At 40.2% G+C, this 17,437-nt stretch carries 13 protein-coding genes; 7 read left to right on the top strand and 6 right to left on the bottom strand.

Translation table 11 applies throughout. The features are described 5' to 3' along the window. Positions 1-888: 888 nt before the first annotated feature. The 3 genes from R7P64_RS19465 to R7P64_RS19455 form a co-directional block, all read right to left on the bottom strand. Positions 889-1,818, bottom strand: a complete 930-nt coding sequence (locus tag R7P64_RS19465; protein ID WP_137282041.1) for a LysR family transcriptional regulator — start codon at positions 1,816-1,818, stop codon at positions 889-891. Positions 1,819-1,963: 145 nt separating this feature from the next. Next, the gene (locus R7P64_RS19460; RefSeq protein WP_025768140.1) at positions 1,964-5,104 is read right to left on the bottom strand and encodes an efflux RND transporter permease subunit; all 3,141 of its coding nucleotides are present in this window, start codon (positions 5,102-5,104) and stop codon (positions 1,964-1,966) included. Between the two features lie 12 nt (positions 5,105-5,116). Further along, positions 5,117-6,286, bottom strand: a complete 1,170-nt coding sequence (locus R7P64_RS19455) for an efflux RND transporter periplasmic adaptor subunit (protein ID WP_025768141.1) — start codon at positions 6,284-6,286, stop codon at positions 5,117-5,119. 378 nt (positions 6,287-6,664) lie between these two features. Between R7P64_RS19455 and R7P64_RS19450 the strand changes: the two genes are divergently transcribed. Next, positions 6,665-7,588 carry a LysR family transcriptional regulator gene (locus R7P64_RS19450; protein WP_017821684.1) on the top strand — a complete coding sequence of 308 codons (924 nt, stop codon included), beginning with the start codon at positions 6,665-6,667 and terminating at the stop codon, positions 7,586-7,588. Positions 7,589-7,728: 140 nt separating this feature from the next. Then, the gene (locus tag R7P64_RS19445) at positions 7,729-8,703 is read left to right on the top strand and encodes a porin (RefSeq protein ID WP_033906143.1); all 975 of its coding nucleotides are present in this window, start codon (positions 7,729-7,731) and stop codon (positions 8,701-8,703) included. A 609-nt stretch (positions 8,704-9,312) separates the two neighbouring features. On the opposite strand, the gene R7P64_RS19440 is transcribed toward R7P64_RS19445, so the two are convergent. Continuing rightward, complete coding sequence (locus tag R7P64_RS19440) at positions 9,313-9,657, bottom strand: DUF3316 domain-containing protein (protein ID WP_104979228.1); 345 nt, start codon at positions 9,655-9,657, stop codon at positions 9,313-9,315. Positions 9,658-10,118: 461 nt separating this feature from the next. Between R7P64_RS19440 and R7P64_RS19435 the strand changes: the two genes are divergently transcribed. The 4 genes from R7P64_RS19435 (at position 10,119) to R7P64_RS19420 (ending at position 13,918) form a co-directional block, all read left to right on the top strand. After that, positions 10,119-10,907 (top strand): transporter substrate-binding domain-containing protein, encoded by a 789-nt coding sequence (locus R7P64_RS19435; protein WP_005377324.1) that lies wholly within the window; start codon positions 10,119-10,121, stop codon positions 10,905-10,907. A 135-nt stretch (positions 10,908-11,042) separates the two neighbouring features. Then, on the top strand, positions 11,043-11,990 hold the full coding sequence (locus R7P64_RS19430) for an amino acid ABC transporter permease (RefSeq protein ID WP_005377325.1): 948 nt from the start codon (positions 11,043-11,045) through the stop codon (positions 11,988-11,990). A gap of 14 nt (positions 11,991-12,004) precedes the next feature. Further along, positions 12,005-12,739, top strand: a complete 735-nt coding sequence (locus tag R7P64_RS19425) for an amino acid ABC transporter ATP-binding protein (protein WP_170893395.1) — start codon at positions 12,005-12,007, stop codon at positions 12,737-12,739. Positions 12,740-13,015: 276 nt separating this feature from the next. Beyond that, complete coding sequence (locus tag R7P64_RS19420; RefSeq protein ID WP_053304412.1) at positions 13,016-13,918, top strand: homocysteine S-methyltransferase family protein; 903 nt, start codon at positions 13,016-13,018, stop codon at positions 13,916-13,918. 147 nt (positions 13,919-14,065) lie between these two features. On the opposite strand, the gene R7P64_RS19415 is transcribed toward R7P64_RS19420, so the two are convergent. Next, positions 14,066-15,058 carry a zinc-binding dehydrogenase gene (locus R7P64_RS19415; protein ID WP_005377328.1) on the bottom strand — a complete coding sequence of 331 codons (993 nt, stop codon included), beginning with the start codon at positions 15,056-15,058 and terminating at the stop codon, positions 14,066-14,068. Positions 15,059-15,404: 346 nt separating this feature from the next. On the opposite strand from R7P64_RS19415, the gene R7P64_RS19410 reads away from it, so the two are divergent. Then, positions 15,405-16,478 carry a permease gene (locus R7P64_RS19410; protein WP_005377329.1) on the top strand — a complete coding sequence of 358 codons (1,074 nt, stop codon included), beginning with the start codon at positions 15,405-15,407 and terminating at the stop codon, positions 16,476-16,478. 98 nt (positions 16,479-16,576) lie between these two features. Here R7P64_RS19410 and R7P64_RS19405 read toward each other — a convergent pair whose 3' ends face one another. After that, the gene (locus tag R7P64_RS19405) at positions 16,577-17,338 is read right to left on the bottom strand and encodes a transporter substrate-binding domain-containing protein (RefSeq protein ID WP_318123849.1); all 762 of its coding nucleotides are present in this window, start codon (positions 17,336-17,338) and stop codon (positions 16,577-16,579) included. Positions 17,339-17,437 lie beyond the last annotated feature (99 nt).

Raw genomic sequence — 17,437 nt, 5'->3', positions numbered from 1 at the left:
TTGCAGCAAATATAATTTGCTGCTTTTTTTTAGCCAAAAAAGTTCAAAGCTTGAACTACAAGCTCTGAACTCTTATTTATACTTAGTGATTTTCTACTTTAATAAGTAAAACACCGTTTAAAAGTATCGCGTAACCTAGTAACTCTAAGCTTTCTTCAACCAAGTTTTTCACGTCTCTATTGTATGAGTTCCCCATGAACTCGACCCAAAAATCACCATACCCTGCAAATCGTGAGAATAAGAAAACAATAAAAAATCCAATCGTTAATGTCGTGAAGCTAGAATGAGAAATGAAAAGTTTTACCTCATTTTTTATGTTAACTATATTATTAAAACAAAAATAACAGACCGAGACTATTATAATCCAAGCAGGATACTTCTATGAACCGTGAGGGAAATACTGCTCTATGTGGTAGTCCATTTCTCTAACGAATATAACCATAAAAAATGAAGACATTATTACTAATATGTGTTTGAGTTCAAGATATTCCTTAGATTTATACAAACACATTAACGATGAAAAAAGCACAAATGCTATTTGAGTCATTTCTATAAGAGAGTTCTCCGATGTGCTTTTGTCCATTTTTACGCTAAAGTAAATCGTTGCTAACGTATAAATAACCAAAAAAATAAGATAAGATATTTTATATACTAACAAACTAGTGACCGAGGTGTGTTTTTCTTCAATATACATCGTAACTTGTATAGGTGATGGATTTGTTAGTATTATAAATCAAGAATTTTTTATATTTAGTGAATTAAGCGCCATTTAGAATGGAACTTAATTCACCTAACATTAAACTTCGATGAATATTAAACGTTACTGGTTTAATTTATTGTTTTTATTTGATTTTTTATTTTATGTTAATTTTGGTTAAATAGAATCACCTAGCTTTTATTGAAATGCTTTTCCCATATTGGTGGTATGCCAATTTCTTCTTGAACGATATCAATGAATGCCCTAACCAATGGTGATTGCTGACGGTGTGAGTACATAGCATAAATATCACCAAAATCTTGAGTTTCATATTCTGGTAAAAGTTGAACTAAATTAGAAGACTCTAGGTTGTTAGGAAGCATAAATTGACCTATAAGTGCTGCGCCCAGACCTGACTTTACGCTTTCAATTATTAGCTCAGCTTCATTTACCATATATGACCCTGATATTGGGTATGTATCTAAACCATCTGATTTTTCTTTGTCGTAGAATTTAAGTTTGTCGACAATAAAATTACCATTTGAATAAATAATAAAAGGTAGCTTAACTAACTCATCAGGCGTTTCTGGGTTACCATGTTTTTCAATTAAGTTTCGAGAAGCAATGATTGCAGTCGTATTTTTTGCTAATTTTCTTGCTACCATTGATGAGTCCCTCATAGGTCCGATTCGAAAAGCAATATCAAAATTACTTCTAATCACGTCTACATGAAGATCATCTAACATTAGTTCAACACTTGCTTTTGGGTACTTATGTAAAAACTTCTCTATCGAAGGTTGTAGATAGAGTTTTCCAAATAATGTTGAGCTTGAAATTCGTACTTTCCCTGAAGGCTCAGTCTGAAAGTTCTCCGCTATTTGTTGAGTATCATCAAGGAGTTGAGATATTTGGTCTGCTTTTTCAACTATTTGCTGGCCGACTTGTGTTAATGAAAGAGAGCGAGTTGTTCTGTTTAATAGCCTAACGCCTAAGTGCTCTTCTAACTGCTTGATGTGTTTAGATAAAACAGAGCGGTCGATATTCATCCCATCTGCTGCTTTTGCAAAAGATCCAGCTTTAGAGACTTCTAAAAGCAGGTGTAGTTTATTTGCTAAATCCACAATGTTTATCCAAGTTAGATATTAGCGTATTAGTTTCATGTATAACTACTGCTCTGTCTAGAAATTATTAATATACTTAATAACCAAAAGAAAAGGGAGCAATAGCTCCCTTTAGTATGAATTTAAATGAGTATTTATATTATGGTTATAGTGTTTGACGTTTTTTGTTTCGACTCACTAACATGTAAAAAACAGGTGTGAGTAGTAATCCAAATACCGTTACGCCTACCATACCCGAGAATACGGCAATACCCATTGCTTGTCGCATTTCCGCTCCGGCCCCTGTACCAATCATTAATGGAATAACACCAGCGGTAAATGCAATTGATGTCATTAGAATCGGTCGAAGACGTAAACGACATGCTTCCAAAATCGCTGATAAGGTATCTTGGCCATTGTCTTTAAGTTCTTTAGCGAACTCCACCATCAAGATGGCATTTTTACACGCTAGAGCCACAAGGACAATCAAAGCAATTTGTGTGAATATATTGTTGTCACCACCAATGAACCAAACACCTGCTAGTGCAGAAAAAATGGTCATAGGAACGATCAAAATGATAGCGAATGGTAGTTTTAAACTCTCGTACTGCGAAGCTAGCACCATGAAAACTAACAAAACAACAAGTGGGAATATATACACCATCGTGTTACCAGCCAAAATCTGCTGGTAGGTTACATCAGTCCATTCATAAACCATTCCCTCTGCTAGGTTTTGATCCAGTACTTCCTCAATAGCCGTTTGGGCTTGGTCAGAACTGTAACCAAAAGCAGGACTGCCGTTTAGTTCTGCACTAGGGTAGCCGTTATAGTGCATCACGCGGTCAGGCCCAATCGTGGGTATGATCTCCAGTACAGCGCCGAGAGGAACCATTTGTCCGGCAGCATTTCTTACTTTGTAGTTAAGTATTTGGTCAGGTTCGAGACGATAGTTCATGTCTGCCTGGGCATTCACTTTGTATGTTCTACCAAACATATTGAAGTCATTGACGTATAATGATCCTAAATAAACTTGAAGCGCATCAAAAACCTGCTCTAGAGGAACACCTTGCAGCATCGCTTGTTCACGATCTATTTGGATGTCCATCTGCGGCACTTGTATACGAAATGTGGAATATAATCCCATCAGCTCGGGTCTTGTTGATGCCTCACTTATTACCAAGTTCAATTGCTTGAAGAGCTCATCAAACCCCTTGTTCGCTCGGTCTTCGATTTGAAGTTTAAAGCCGCCAGTAGAGCCAAGTCCTTGGATTGGTGGTGGTGGAAAAATCGCAACGAAGGCTTCATCAATGATTGAAAAGCTCTTATTCAAAGATGCAACAATCGCATTTGCTCCGAGAGTTGGATCATTTCGTTTATCGAAGTCCTCAAGCGTAACAAAAACGATGCCACTATTCGGACTGTTAGTAAAACCATTGACCGATAAGCCTGGGAAAGAAATGGTTTGTGCTACGCCAGGTGTTGCCAGCGCGAGGTTTTCCATTTCTTTAATAACGGACTCTGTTCGATCTAAACTTGCTGCATCTGGAAGTTGGGCGATCGCAACTAAATACTGCTTATCTTGTTGAGGAATGAATCCTCCAGGAACTGCTTTGAATAGAGAAGCCGTTCCCCCGAGTAACGCAATGTATACCACCACAACAACAAGGCTAAAGCGAATCAGCTTCTTGACCAGAGCTTGATATTGGTTCGAGCTGTACTCAAAAATTCTATTGAATGGCGCAAAAACATACTTACCAAAAACCGCATCCAATAGCTTGGTTAGCCGATCGGGTTTTGCGTTCTTATCTTGTAATAGCAGTGCTGATAAAGCAGGCGATAACGTCAACGAGTTAATTGCTGAAATAATCGTCGAGATCGTAATTGTTAGTGCGAACTGCTTATAAAACTGACCGGATAACCCTGTAATAAAGGTCGTCGGGATGAACACCGCACATAACACTAAAGCAATTGCAATAATTGGCCCGGTAACTTCGGTCATTGCTTGTTTCGTTGCTTCTAGTGGTGCAAGGCCATTATGGATGTTCCGTTCCACGTTTTCGACGACGACAATGGCGTCATCGACGACGATGCCTATGGCGAGAACAAGTCCAAACAACGAAAGTGTGTTAATCGATACTCCGAGCATTTGCATTACAGCGAACGTACCGATTAATGAAACAGGCACCGCAATGATAGGGATGATAGACGCGCGCCATGTTTGCAAAAACAAAATGACTACGACAACAACAAGTACAATTGCCTCTAGCAGAGTATGAACCACCGCGTCTATCGAACCACGAACAAAGACGGTCGGGTCGTAGGCTATTTCATATGAAACTCCAGCTGGAAAGGCTGTTTGTAAACGGTCCATGGTTGAACGAACCTGATTAGATAGCTCAATAGCATTAGCACCAGGGCGCTGGAATACGGGCATCGCCACCGCTGGTTTACCATTTAACAAGGCGCGCAGTGCATAAGAGTTTTGACCTAGCTCTACGCGTGCAACGTCTTTAAGACGTGTCAAAGCCCCTGTTTCGTCAACTTTTACTACAATGTCGTTGAATTCATCAATATTCTCCAAGCGGCCTTTTACGTTCAACAAAACTTGGAATTGGTTTTCATTAGCGGCTGGTTGCGCACCTAATGAGCCTGCTGCCACCTGTTGGTTTTGAGATCGGACGGCGGAGACAACGTCCATTACGGTTAGATTTCTAGAAGCGAGCTCATCTGGATTTAACCACAAGCGCATTGAGTACTCGTCACCACCGAAAAGGCGCACATCACCAACGCCTCCGAGCCGAGCTATCTCATCTTTCAAGTTTAAATTAGCGTAGTTAGCTAAATAACTGACTTCACGGCTAGAATCTGGAGAATATATATGCACAACCATGGTGAGATCAGGAGAGGCTTTTTCGGCAACAACTCCTAACCGTTGGACGGCTTCTGGTAACCGGGGCAAAGCTGTAGTGACGCGATTTTGAATTTGAACCTGAGCTTTGTCCAAGTCCGTACCTAAAGCAAAGGTTACGGTCAATGTCATTCTGCCGTCACTGGTTGCCTGTGAAAACATATATAACATGTTTTCTGTACCATTAATTTCTTGCTCCAGAGGCGTAGCAACTGTTTCTGCGATTACTTTTGGGTTCGCACCAGGATAGTTTGCTGTAACTACTACTGTAGGAGGGACAACCTCTGGATATTCACTCACAGGCAACTGCAAAAGTGAAATTGCGCCTACTATTAATATCAATAGCGATAACATAGAGGCAAATATGGGTCTTTGAATAAAAAAGTGTGCAAATTTCATTCGGTTGTCTTCTTAGTCTTGAGCTAAACGTTTGTTTGGCAACGATGTTGAGTTTGAAGCCATAATCAATGAAGTATTGCTAATATCTAGCGTGACATTTTTTGGTGTGACTTTGCTATTTGGGCCAACTTTTGCTGGGCCATTTACCGCAATAATTGAGTCGGCGTTCAAGCCATTCTCGATAGCACGAAATGTTCCGTAACGTTCGCCTAAGGTTACGATGCTGTATTGCAACGTATTCTCTTCATTGAGTGTTAATACAAAGCGGTTTTCTAGATCTGTGCCAATAGAACGCTCTGGAACGAGAACTCGTTCAACTGGTTTGGTTGTTGATATCTGAACTCGGCCAAACGATCCCACTTTTAAGTTTGATTTTGTTGCATCGAATACCGCTCGAACCTGCAAAGTACCGGTGTTTTCGTTGATGGAGTTGTCGACAAAGTCAACGCGTCCAAAAAACACCTGCCCATTTTGTCCAGATAGTTCAAGACGAGTAGGTAAGTTAGAGTCGGCATTGATTGTCGAGAAGTAACGGTTCCAAGTTCGCTCATCGACATCAAAGTATGCATATACCTGATCGTTAGAGACAATGTTTGATATAACGCTTTGATTTGCGTTTACATTGTTTCCTTTAGTAATGAATGCTCTTGAAATAGTGCCGCTAATAGGGGCATATATCTTCGTAAACTCAAGATCTAACTTTGCGGATTCTAACTGAGCACGCAAGGCCATTAGTTCTGCAGAGCGTTGCTTTACTGCGGTATCTCGGGCCTCTGCTTGTTCCGCTGAGATGGCTTTTCGCTTAACCAGTTGGGCGGCTCTCTTTTGTTCGTTTGCTGCTTGCTCTAGCGCAGCTCGAGCACTCTTAACTTGCGCTTCAAGTCGTGAGACCTGAGCTTTGAAGGTTCGATCATCAAGAGTGACGAGTAAGTCGCCTTTGTTGACACTCTGTCCGTCTTTGAACTCTACCGTTTCAATAACTCCGGAAACGCGTGGCATTAAAGAAACTTTCTCTGGGGCTTGAAGCCTTGTTGTAAAGGTGAACCACGATTGAACGGGCTCATAGATGACTTTGGAGACGTCTATCGTAGGTAAGGGAGTATTAGGTTGCTTGGTTATCTCTTCGTCTGCACAAGCAGCTAAAACGGATAAAAGGCCAATGCCGAAAACTTTCTTTAACATTTGTCTCGCCCTAAATGATTCTGTTCATACTAAAAGGAACGGCATTGTATTCATTGTACCTATGGGTAAATAGGCCCTCAGCGAACATAGAGTAGTGATAAAAATGCACGATTAAATATTGGTCAAAATGCTCATTTTTTGGTTTGAAAAAGGTCAGTTTAGGGTTTTAAAGACGTGGAGTATTGTTAAATGTAATAAGCCATAATAGATAGGAATAACTAAACAGAAGCTAAAGATAGCGACGAAAATTAAAGCGTTTTTAATTCGTGCATTATTTGCAATTCACTGATGCAATTTGAACCATAAAAAATTGAAATTAATTTTGTAAAATCCATTTCCCATCACATAAAGAATAAAAACTAAATAAGGAATTGTGCAGTGGATCTCGCAAGCCAACTTGAATTACTACTGGATGTCTCTGAATACGGAACTTTTGCTAAAGCTGCTGACAGAAATCATATAGATCGTTCAGCTTTGTCAAAACAGATCAAAAAGCTAGAGGATGAATTAGGCTTACGGCTGTTAAACCGTTCCACACGTTCGCTATCCCTGACCAATGCAGGTGTTGAGATGGTGGCGCAAGCTAAGAAAGTAAGAGAGGTTCTAACTGAAACTCGTAGTATTGCTGCTACATTTCAGGATGAACCGAAAGGTAATCTGAAAATATCAAGCTCCACTTTCTTTGGCAGAGCATACTTAAATCAGGCAGTTAAAGAGTTTATAAAACAGTACCCAAACATTACTGTAGAGCTGCTGCTCGATGATAATCGAGTCGATGTTATCCACGAAGGTTTTGATGTTGTGTTTCGTATCGGACCAATCCGAGAGTCCAACATGATAGTACGTAAGTTGGCAAGTAATAATATGGCACTGGTTGCATCGAAGAGTTTTATTGACAAGTATGGAACCCCGAGCTCTCCAGAAGAGCTTATAAAAATGCCAGCAGTAATATACTCGAATGCTAACTTTAAGGCGGATAAGCTACGTATAGCGCCAAGCCAGTCATCAAGCGACGTTAGAACGTATAATATCAATGGGCAGTACTTCGTGAATGAAACTGAGTTAATGCTCGATGCCGTAAAATCTGATCTAGGGTATGCTTTGATTGGGCAGTTCTTTCTTCAGGAGAGTTTGAGTAAACAAGATCTTGTACAGTTGCTTCCTGATTATAATCTTCCCGCAATAGGGGAAATATATGCAATGTATACTCACCGAAATCAACAACCATTAGCCAAACTGTTCATTGATACTGTTCAAAAAATAATAGGAACGCCTCCTGTTTGGATGGATTATCTCGACTAATATGAGTACTAGGACATAATGTTTTAGATTGAGAGCTTGTTTATATTTATCCATAGAATATGGTTGAATTTGCACTTTAAAAATAATTGCCACTGTTCATAATCTCACTCGATTCAAACAACACAAGTAGTGGTAATTAAATGAAAATGACAAGAACGTCGATCGCAATCGCAGCACTTTTTTCTGCAAGTGCTGCAAATTCAGCCGTAGTTTATGAAGATCAAGAATCAGTGTTAAATATTCATGGCCGAGCGCAAGGGATGTATTATTTCTCTGATGATAAAAATGCAGACGGAGATAATAGCTACATTCGTGTAGGACTTGCAGGTGAGTCTAAAATAAATGAAGATCTTTATGCCTTCGGCTTATATGAGTTGGAATTTAAGTCTAATCGCAGAGATGCTGATGGGATTGAAGATGATGAATTTGATATCCGAAAAGGCTATGTAGGAGTTGGTGCAGATTACGGAACAGTAAGTTATGGACGTCAATACGGTGCGGTCACTTTAGTATCTGATTACACGGATATTTTCCCGGAGTTTGGTAATGAAGCTGCTGGCGTAAGTGCGGATCTATATGGTACCGGTCGCTCCGATTCAGTATTTAAGCTAACGACAAGCTATGAAGGTTTGAATATTCATGTTAGCTATCAGGCTGAAAACGATGAAGTGTCAACAGATGCAGCCTCTTATGGTGCGGCGGCTGACTACAAGTTGCCATATGGCTTCAAAGTTGCGCTTGGTTACAACGAAGGTGAAGGGCAATCGGGTGCAGAAGATGCAGAGCTGCTAACGGGTGCTATTGCATTTGAATACGACAAGTTTTATGCCTCTGTTTTATACAGTGATGGTGAAAACTGGGCTAAAGATGGTTCTGAAAGTAATATTGATTACACCGGTATTGAAGCAGTTGCCACTTATGAAGTAACAGATAAGCTTTGGGCACTAGTTGGCTATAACAATCTAGAGCGTGATGATGAAGATGTCGTCGATTACTACTCACTAGGTGCAGAGTACGATTTGACTTCTAATTTTAAAGCACTAGCAGAATACAGAATTACAGATGTAGACAATGAAGACGATATTCTTGCAATAGCTGCGAGATATTCATTCTAAAAAATTAATAAAGCTAAAAAGCCTGAAACTATTTTCAGGCTTTTTTATTTGTCGGTGTAATTTCATAAGTGCTGATTTTCATCCATATATAATGGATTATATTGATCGTTACTTGTTTAAGTGTTTTGAATATAATTGTTTTGTTAGCTAGTCCACTGCTAGTTTTCATTTTAATATTTTTTGAATGATGTATTTTTTCTTTGGCAACAAGAAGTGTCTTGTTGCCTTTTTTTATTTTCACGCTTTATGGTTAATTAAAACAAAAAGAGTTCTTTATATATTGCTATAAACGAGAAAAATATAACGACAATTGTCAATCTTAGGTTGAGTTAATCTTCATAAAAAAGTGAACTCAATTTCAAGGGTCTTTTTCATTTAAGTGATGTGGAATCCATATGGCGAACCAAGCGAATGACAAAGCCCCAAACGACGAAATGTATCTCAATGAAGATTGGAAAAATGATTTTTATGTAAACGATAGAGGTAGGGATTGATACTGCTTATGTAAGGAGAGAGCGATTTATGAAAAGCCGTCGTTTCAATATGATTAGACACCTTTACTTTCTTAAAATAGGAAGGGCTCTAAGAAAGTAAAGGTGCAGATGATTTTTAGTTTTTACCGCCGTCACTTGTTCTGAAGTGATAATTGAAGTTTATGATTGCACGATATTTAACTTCATCACGGTTAAGTGCGTATTCTTCAACTCTCACCTTACTATCATCGATTGCAATATCACGAGGGAAACCGCTTCCAATGATGTTTAGACGATTTCTAAGTTCATGTTTTGATAGCGTTTGGTATTCATCGACAAGATCAAACGCAGAGCTATAAGCGGCATCTTTTGTCGTAAAGTCATTGAGAACAACTTTGTTTGTAGAGTGTTCGACATGAATACCAGCAGTAGCAGATAAACTGAATAATAATAGTGATGAGAGCGTCATTAGTTTTTTCATATAGTCACCTTTTTATTTGTATTACAAAGTCAAGATGTCCAACGAATCCTTGTTAATATCTCTCGACAAAGGTGATAGTGCCACTATAGAAATGTGCTGTACATCACATTTGTGACCATTGACTATGGAAGAATTGTCAACAATAAAACTCAAGCACTTTTGACATTACGGTCAATGTGAAAAAGCGAATATCTGTATGGTTTCGTTAATAATTAAACCACTCTCGGAAACGCTGACTATTCAGTCAAAGCGTATGTTTCTTGTCGTTATAGTGACCTGCCTACAACTTAATCACTTAATGCATGCAATTCAATTGCAATGGCTTGGTATAGATTTTCATTCAGATCTTCCGGCTTAGTAACGATCCTAAAAATTCTAGTGATTAAAAAGTCATTGTTTGTGGTTTTTTATTCTATTGTCGTGTATAAAAAAACTTTACAACAAATGATAAAGGAATATCCATGAAAAAGTTATTGTGTTTTGCTGCACTGGGGTTAGCTGTTTCGACGACGGTTAATGCAGACCCAATTTTAGACGACATCAAAAGTACAGGGGAGCTAAAAGTCTGCTTTGATTCTGGGTATATGCCTTTTGAAATGACAGCAAAAAATGGGCAGTACATCGGGTTTGATATCGATTTGGGTAAGCAAATGGCGCGTGCCATGGATGTTAAGTTTGTTCCGGTAAACACTTCATGGGATGGCATTATCCCAACACTGTTGACTGGTAAGTGTCACATGATTATGGGCGGGATGACTATCACACCTATGCGAAATACTCAGGTGAATTTCGCTGATCCCTATGTGGTTATTGGTCAATCCATTCTCGTAGATCTCAAACATGAAGGTAAAGTGTCTAGTTACCGAGATCTCAATAGTCCAGAATATGTTGTTGCAACTAAGCTTGGGACAACGGGTGAGCAAGCGGTAAAACGATACCTTCCGAAAGCTAAGATAAATCTATACGAAACTCAGTCTGAAGCGGTACTTGAGGTTGCCAACGGAAAGGTAGATGCGTTTGTTTATGACTTTCCTTACAACTCTATTTATGTGGCGGAAAACAAAGGGCAGTTAATGCACTTGGCTAAACCGTTTACTTACGAGCCTTTGGGTTGGGCTGTGCCGCAAGGAAATCCAGATACGCTTAACTTCTTAAACAACTATTTACGTCAAATTAAGGGCGATGGAACTTACGATCGCATTTACGATAAGTGGTTTAACGACGATAAATGGTTAAAGCAAGTTAAGTAATCATTTTGTTATTGTAGAGGAGCGGCTAGCTTCTGGCTCGGTTCATCGCCAACCAAACGGTTCGCGCTGTGAAGCTAACGCTTTTCTTTATTCAAATACCCAACCAACTTTAATCAAAGTCATTCTCGGAATCACATGCAAAATAACTTTAAATCCCTATTGTGGAACGCTGTTTTTGTTCTTGTTTTGCTATCAATTTGCGGTCTTGTCTATCTGTCAGGTAAGCGAATCGATTACAGCTGGAATTGGGAGCGTGTCCTTCCTTATATTGCCACTAACGCTGCTTCATCCATTACCGCGCCTGTCGATGGGAACATCATTCTCGACGAGAATAACCAACTGGCTCTGGAGAGTATTCATGGTGATATTGTTCTTGAACTAAGCCAATATAAGTCTGTGGACGTCTATGAAGGTGATCTTATTTTTGAAGGAGATACCTTAGCAACTATAAAAGAGTGGCGCTCTGGCCCAATTTTAGATGGTGTTGTGACGACCATTAAAATCTCACTCTGGTCACTTATCATTGCTCTAGCGTTGGGCTTAGTTGTCGGACTAATGCGTATATCCAGCAATCCGGCATTAAAAAAGCTGGCGCTTGTGTATGTCGAGGTTATTCGTGGAACGCCTCTTTTAGTACAGATTTTTATCGTTTACTTCTTTATTGGTACTGTGCTTGACCTTGAGCGTTTTACTGCGGGAGTGATAGCGCTCTCCGTGTTTACCGCTGCTTATGTCGCAGAAATTGTGCGGTCAGGAATCCAGTCAATCCCAAGAGGACAAATGGAAGCGGCGCGTTCACTAGGAATGAATTATCCCAAAGCGATGATTTATGTCATTTTACCTCAAGCGTTTAAGCAGACATTACCTCCCTTAGCCGGGCAGTTTATCAACCTGATAAAAGATTCCTCACTTGTCTCCGTGATTTCGATTACTGATCTGACAAAAGCGGGCAGGGAAGTCGTAAGTGGTAGTTTTGCCCCATTTGAAGTTTGGTTTACCGTAGCGGCCCTTTATTTGCTTCTGACTAGTACCTTATCTTGGGCAATACAAACGTTAGAAAAGAAATTGGCAGCAAGTGATTAATGGTGGAGTCATTAATGGAATACATTATTTCAGCAAAAACAATTAATAAAATTTACCCTAATGGCTGCCATGCGCTCAAGGACGTATCGGTAAATGTAGAAAAAGGGGAAGTGATTGTCATCGTAGGACCGTCAGGTTCTGGTAAGTCAACATTCTTACGGACGATCAATCAATTAGAGACAATAAATAGTGGGTCTATTATCGTAGATGGTATCGATATGTACCACAAATCTACGGATATCAATAAACTACGCGCTGATGTGGGCATGGTATTTCAAGGCTTCAACCTTTTTCCACATAAAACGGCGATAGAGAACGTCATGTTGGCACCTTTAAAGGTTTCTAAACGTGACCCTGAATCGGTGAAGAAAGAAGCAAAAGATTTGCTTTATAAAGTCGGTCTATCGGAGAGAATGGATAATTATCCTAATCATTTATCAGGTGGGCAGCAGCAGCGCGTCGCAATCGCTCGTGCGTTAGCAATGAAGCCCAACATTATGTTGTTTGATGAACCCACATCAGCACTAGATCCTGAAATGGTTGGAGAAGTTCTTGATGTGATGAAAGATTTGGCCAAGGACGGAATGACGATGGTCGTGGTTACTCATGAAATGGGTTTCGCAAAAGAGGTCGCTGATAGGGTGTTGTTTATGGAAGATGGTGAGCTTTTGGTTTCTGACTCTCCTGAGCGATTTTTTGATAACCCCACCAACCCTAGATTGCAGAAGTTTTTATCTAAAGTCTTATAATAAAAAGAAAATTTGATTGAGGGCGAGTCCCTCAATCACTTCATGCACTATTGTGGCTCGTAACGTTCGCCTCGCCGAGAGACATAGATAATGGGCTTTTTACTCGAAGTTAATGGCGATAACATTAGCTTGGTCCGAATGAAAGGTCTGGTAAATACTAAAGTGTTTAATCAGCCATTAAGTCTTTGTTCACTTTAAACATAACAATTTCATTTTGAATTGATAAAAATTGTGTTTGAATAGAGCTTATGGATGTTTGGCGGTATGGATGTCTAAATGAAGAAAGTAACAATTTTAGATGGTGGCATGGGGCGAGAGTTGAAACGTATTGGCGCCCCTTTTTCTCAGCCGCTTTGGAGTGCACAAGCGCTAATTGAATCACCACAACATGTAAAAATGGCCCATGAGAATTTCATAGACGCTGGCGCAGAGATTATCACTGTTAACAGTTATGCATGTGTCCCATTTCACTTAGGCGAGGAACTCTATGCAAAACGGGGGACTGAGTTAGCAAAATCTGCAGCTAAAATTGCCAGAGATGTAGTCACCAGCTCTAACGATAGAGTGCTCGTTGCGGGCTCTCTTCCTCCTGTAATGGGGTCTTACAGGCCTGAATTATTCGAGCCGAAAAGGGCACTGGAAGTGGCTTCTGAGTTATTTGAAGCTCAAGATCAATATGTTGATATTTGGTTAGCTGAGACCGTGTCTAGCCTCGCTGAAGTTGAAGTTCTATCAATAATTTTAGCCAAAACAGATAAGCCCAATTATATTGCTTTCACCTTAATGGATGAGCCTAACTCTTTGCCTCGCCTTCGCTCAGGGGAATCTCTTAAAGTCGCGGTTAATACGCTGTTGAAAACAAATGTTTCAGGTATCTTTTTCAATTGCTCTATTCCTGAAGTTGTCGAGCAAGCGATCATAGATACACAAGCAGTATTGAGTGAGTCAGGTAGAGAATTGACGATAGGTGTTTTCGCAAATAGCTTTGCTCCGATAAAGCAAGCGCACCAAGCCAACGAGACCATTCAGGAAGTTCGTCATTTCTCTCCGACTGAATATCTTGAGTATGCTAAAAAGTGGCATGCGCAGGGAGCAAGCATTATTGGTGGTTGCTGTGGGATTGAACCACGTCATATTAAATTGCTAGCGACTTGGAGAGACACTCTCGAAAACGCCTAATTTTGGTGAAGCGCAGGGAAGTATGGCAAGAGGTTTTGTTTTTCATTCATCGTTATAGACAAAATAAAGGTCTTTCATATCTGGCAAAGTAACAAGATGCTTTAACTTGCTCATTACTTTGCCAGTTTGCCTCGAGATCTTTATTAATTATTTTTGGTTCAGATTAACGACAATCTTTCCAACTGTTCTCTGATTTCGCATGTCCAAGAGTGCGTTACCTACATCCTCTAAGCCGATGATCTTCAGTTTCGGTACTTCCAATTCTCCATTTTCTAATAGCTCAGACACTTCCTTTCCGGCATTAACGATACTTGCAAACCCTCTCTCGCCAAAGACATGACCAGAGCCCAAACTTATTTGGTGGAAGCCCAAGCCTTTTAAGAAGGCATCTGGATATTGAGAAGGGTCGACAGTCTTGACGAGCTCCACCATTTCGCCCTCAAAGGTTAACACCGAGGCTGCAATTCGGTCGTTATCACCGCCTACACAATCGAGTGCAACCTCAACGCCATGATTTCCGGTAATGTCCATTACTCGCTGAACTACATCTTCATGATGATAATCAATCGTATGGGTTGCTCCTAACGAGGACAAATATGCGTGATTAGCTTCTGAACTAGTAGCAATGATCTGTTCAACACCAAATGTCTTTGCTAACTGAATAGCAAAGCTTCCAACGCCGCCAGCACCTCCGGCGATAAAAATGCTGCTTCGATTTGAAATATCGAGCTTGTCTACCAAAGCGCGATATGCGGTCCAGGCTGCGCAAGGTGTAGATGCTGCTACTTCAACCGGAACCTGAGGGTGTTTTATAAGCGTTCTTGAATCATGGATAGCAAATTCAGCGAATCCACCGTGATGGCGTCTCATGTTTCCGTGATACAACACTTTATCGCCAACCTTCCAATCAACGACCGCATCGCCTACAGAGACTATTTCTCCTGATACGTCTAACCCGCCAACAAAATTGTTATCCATGTTAGTGACCATGTCTGACCAATAATGAATTTTTGCATCGACAGGGTTCAAACCAACAGCGTTAACTTTAACCAATACATCAAATTGGGTTTCTAGTTTTGGTGTAGGTAATTCGGATAAAGAGAAAGTATCGTTATCTCGTTGGTAAGTTATCGCTCTCATAGGTTTTCCTTATTATTAAGAATGGTCGAAAGTCATACTAACTCAGAGGGTGCTGCTGCAATAATTATGGTTTTTTCTTATTTTGATAATTTTAGGTTATGTTTGATAAAAAGGAATCGAGATGCTCTGAAATTATCATCGACAACCACTCTGCATAGCTAACGACATGTAACTTTATGATAAGTAATGACTAGTTTTATTATTCCATTTTTATGGAAATATTCTGTTGATTTTTTGTTTTGTGATTCTATAATTCCAGAAATATCGAAATAAAGGCTGATCTATCAGGTAAGCTCGTTAGCGAAAAATGACTAGGAGAGTAAATGTGAATACAGAAATTATAACTATGGCTAAAGAAGCGCTGGATATGTTTGCGTTTCTAGCAACCGAACTTATCATCTTATTTCTGGCAATTAGCTACATTGTCGGTGTGTTGCAAGATTTTCTAACGCCAGAAAAAATTCAATCTATTCTCAGCTCGAAAAAGGGTAAAGGTTACTTCATTGCTGCGTTGCTAGGTTCGATTACGCCTTTCTGTTCGTGTTCGACCATTCCTTTCTTAAAAGGCTTGTTGCGTGCAAGAGCAGGTTTTGGACCTATGATGGTGTTCCTATTTGCAAGCCCGTTGCTTAACCCAGTGATTATTGGCTTGTTTGTGGTGACTTTTGGTTGGAAAGTTGCGGTATTTTACTTTGCTATCGCGATGTCAGTATCAGTGGTAGCAGGCTATGTACTTGAAAAACTAGGGTTTGAACGTTACGTCAAACCAGAAGCATATCAAGCGGTAGGTTCTTCTTCGTGCGGTACTTCTTGTGGCGATTCAAGCAAGAAAAAAGAAGAAGCGAGACCAGCATCAATCTGTGGTACCAGCGCCTGCAATGAACCTACGCCAGTTGCGGCGAAAACATCTTGCTGTGGTGATGCACCAAAACCTGAACCTAAAGTGGAAGTGTCTTGCTGCTCATCAGACGGTAGTGCAACAGCGACAGTCGTGGAAGAGAAAGAACCTAGCCGCTGGGTACGTATTTGGCAATCAACTTGGAAAGACTTTAAGCAAGTGTTCCCTTATCTCATGATGGGCATTGCGATTGGTTCATTTATCTATGGCTTCATCCCGACGGAGTTCATTGCGGAGTTCGCTGGTGAAGCGAAGTGGTACGCGATTCCGGTCGCAGCAATCATTGGTATTCCATTGTACATACGTGCAGAGGCGGTCATTCCACTTAGCGCGGCACTAGTACAAAAAGGTATGGCTCTTGGATCTGTTATGGCGCTTATTATTGGTAGTGCTGGCGCAAGTCTTACAGAAGTGATTTTGTTGAAATCAATTTTTAAGAACCAAATGATCGCTGCCTTCCTAATCGTTATCTTAACGATGGCCATGGGAGCGGGTTACTTATATACGTGGGCTTTTTTATAAAAATAACCCTCGGGCGACTGCTCGAGGGCTCCGTTTTTGTCGCCTTATAGGGAAAGGGAAGTTTCCTATACCGCGCAGGCTATAAAAAGATAAAGAGGTTACTCGTAAATACTATAGGAGAAATATTTGCTGGCGATGGTTTTATGCTTACCGCTCTGGATCAATTTTTGTATTCCGCTATCGAGTAATGCTTTTAATTCTTTGTCTTGTTTTCTCACTGCTACGCCAATGCCACGGCCGAACCACTTTTCCTCTGTAAACGCTGGTCCAGTAAAGTGATAGCCTTCACCTTGTGCAGTTTCAAGAAAACCAGCACTTAAACCGATTGAGCCGCCAAATACAGCATCTAACCGTCCATTGAGTAGATCGGTAAATGCCTCATCGAACGTACCATAACGACGAATATCAATATCTGGATACAAGGCAGAAAGGTACTTATCACCAATTGTGGCTCTTTGAACTCCAATAGATAAACGATTTAGGCTGCCGTCCTCCATGTTGATTTCTCTATCATTTTTCATTACAAAACGAGTCGGTACTTTTGCATAAGGGACGGTGAAATCGACTTTCTTTTCTCGTTCTTCTGTGATTGTCATTGCAGCAATAATCGCATCGTTCTTGCGACTAAGAAGAGAAGGGATGATGCCATCCCAATCCATTTTTGAGATAACGCACTTTACTTCTAACTCTTTGCATAACGCGTTAGCGAGGTCGACTTCAAACCCTTCTAGCTTTCCCTCTTTTGTCGTCCAGCTAAATGGAGGGTAAGCCCCTTCAACAGTGAAGCGAATTTGTTTCCACTCTTTCGCATGGCTGAAAACTGAAAATAAGCTAATAAACAATGCGATTATCCATTTCATAAATGTTTCCTTGTAACTATTTGGAAACCAATGTTTAACACAAAGTAAGCAAATATCAATGAAAATGCATATATGTGTGACCTTTCGCCCGCATTGTGT

It is taken from the genome of Vibrio sp. 2304, assembly GCF_033339475.1.
Taxonomy (GTDB): Bacteria; Pseudomonadota; Gammaproteobacteria; order Enterobacterales; family Vibrionaceae; genus Vibrio; species Vibrio alginolyticus.
Note: the sequence above shows the minus strand (reverse complement) of the source record. Positions and strands in the feature narration are given on the sequence as shown.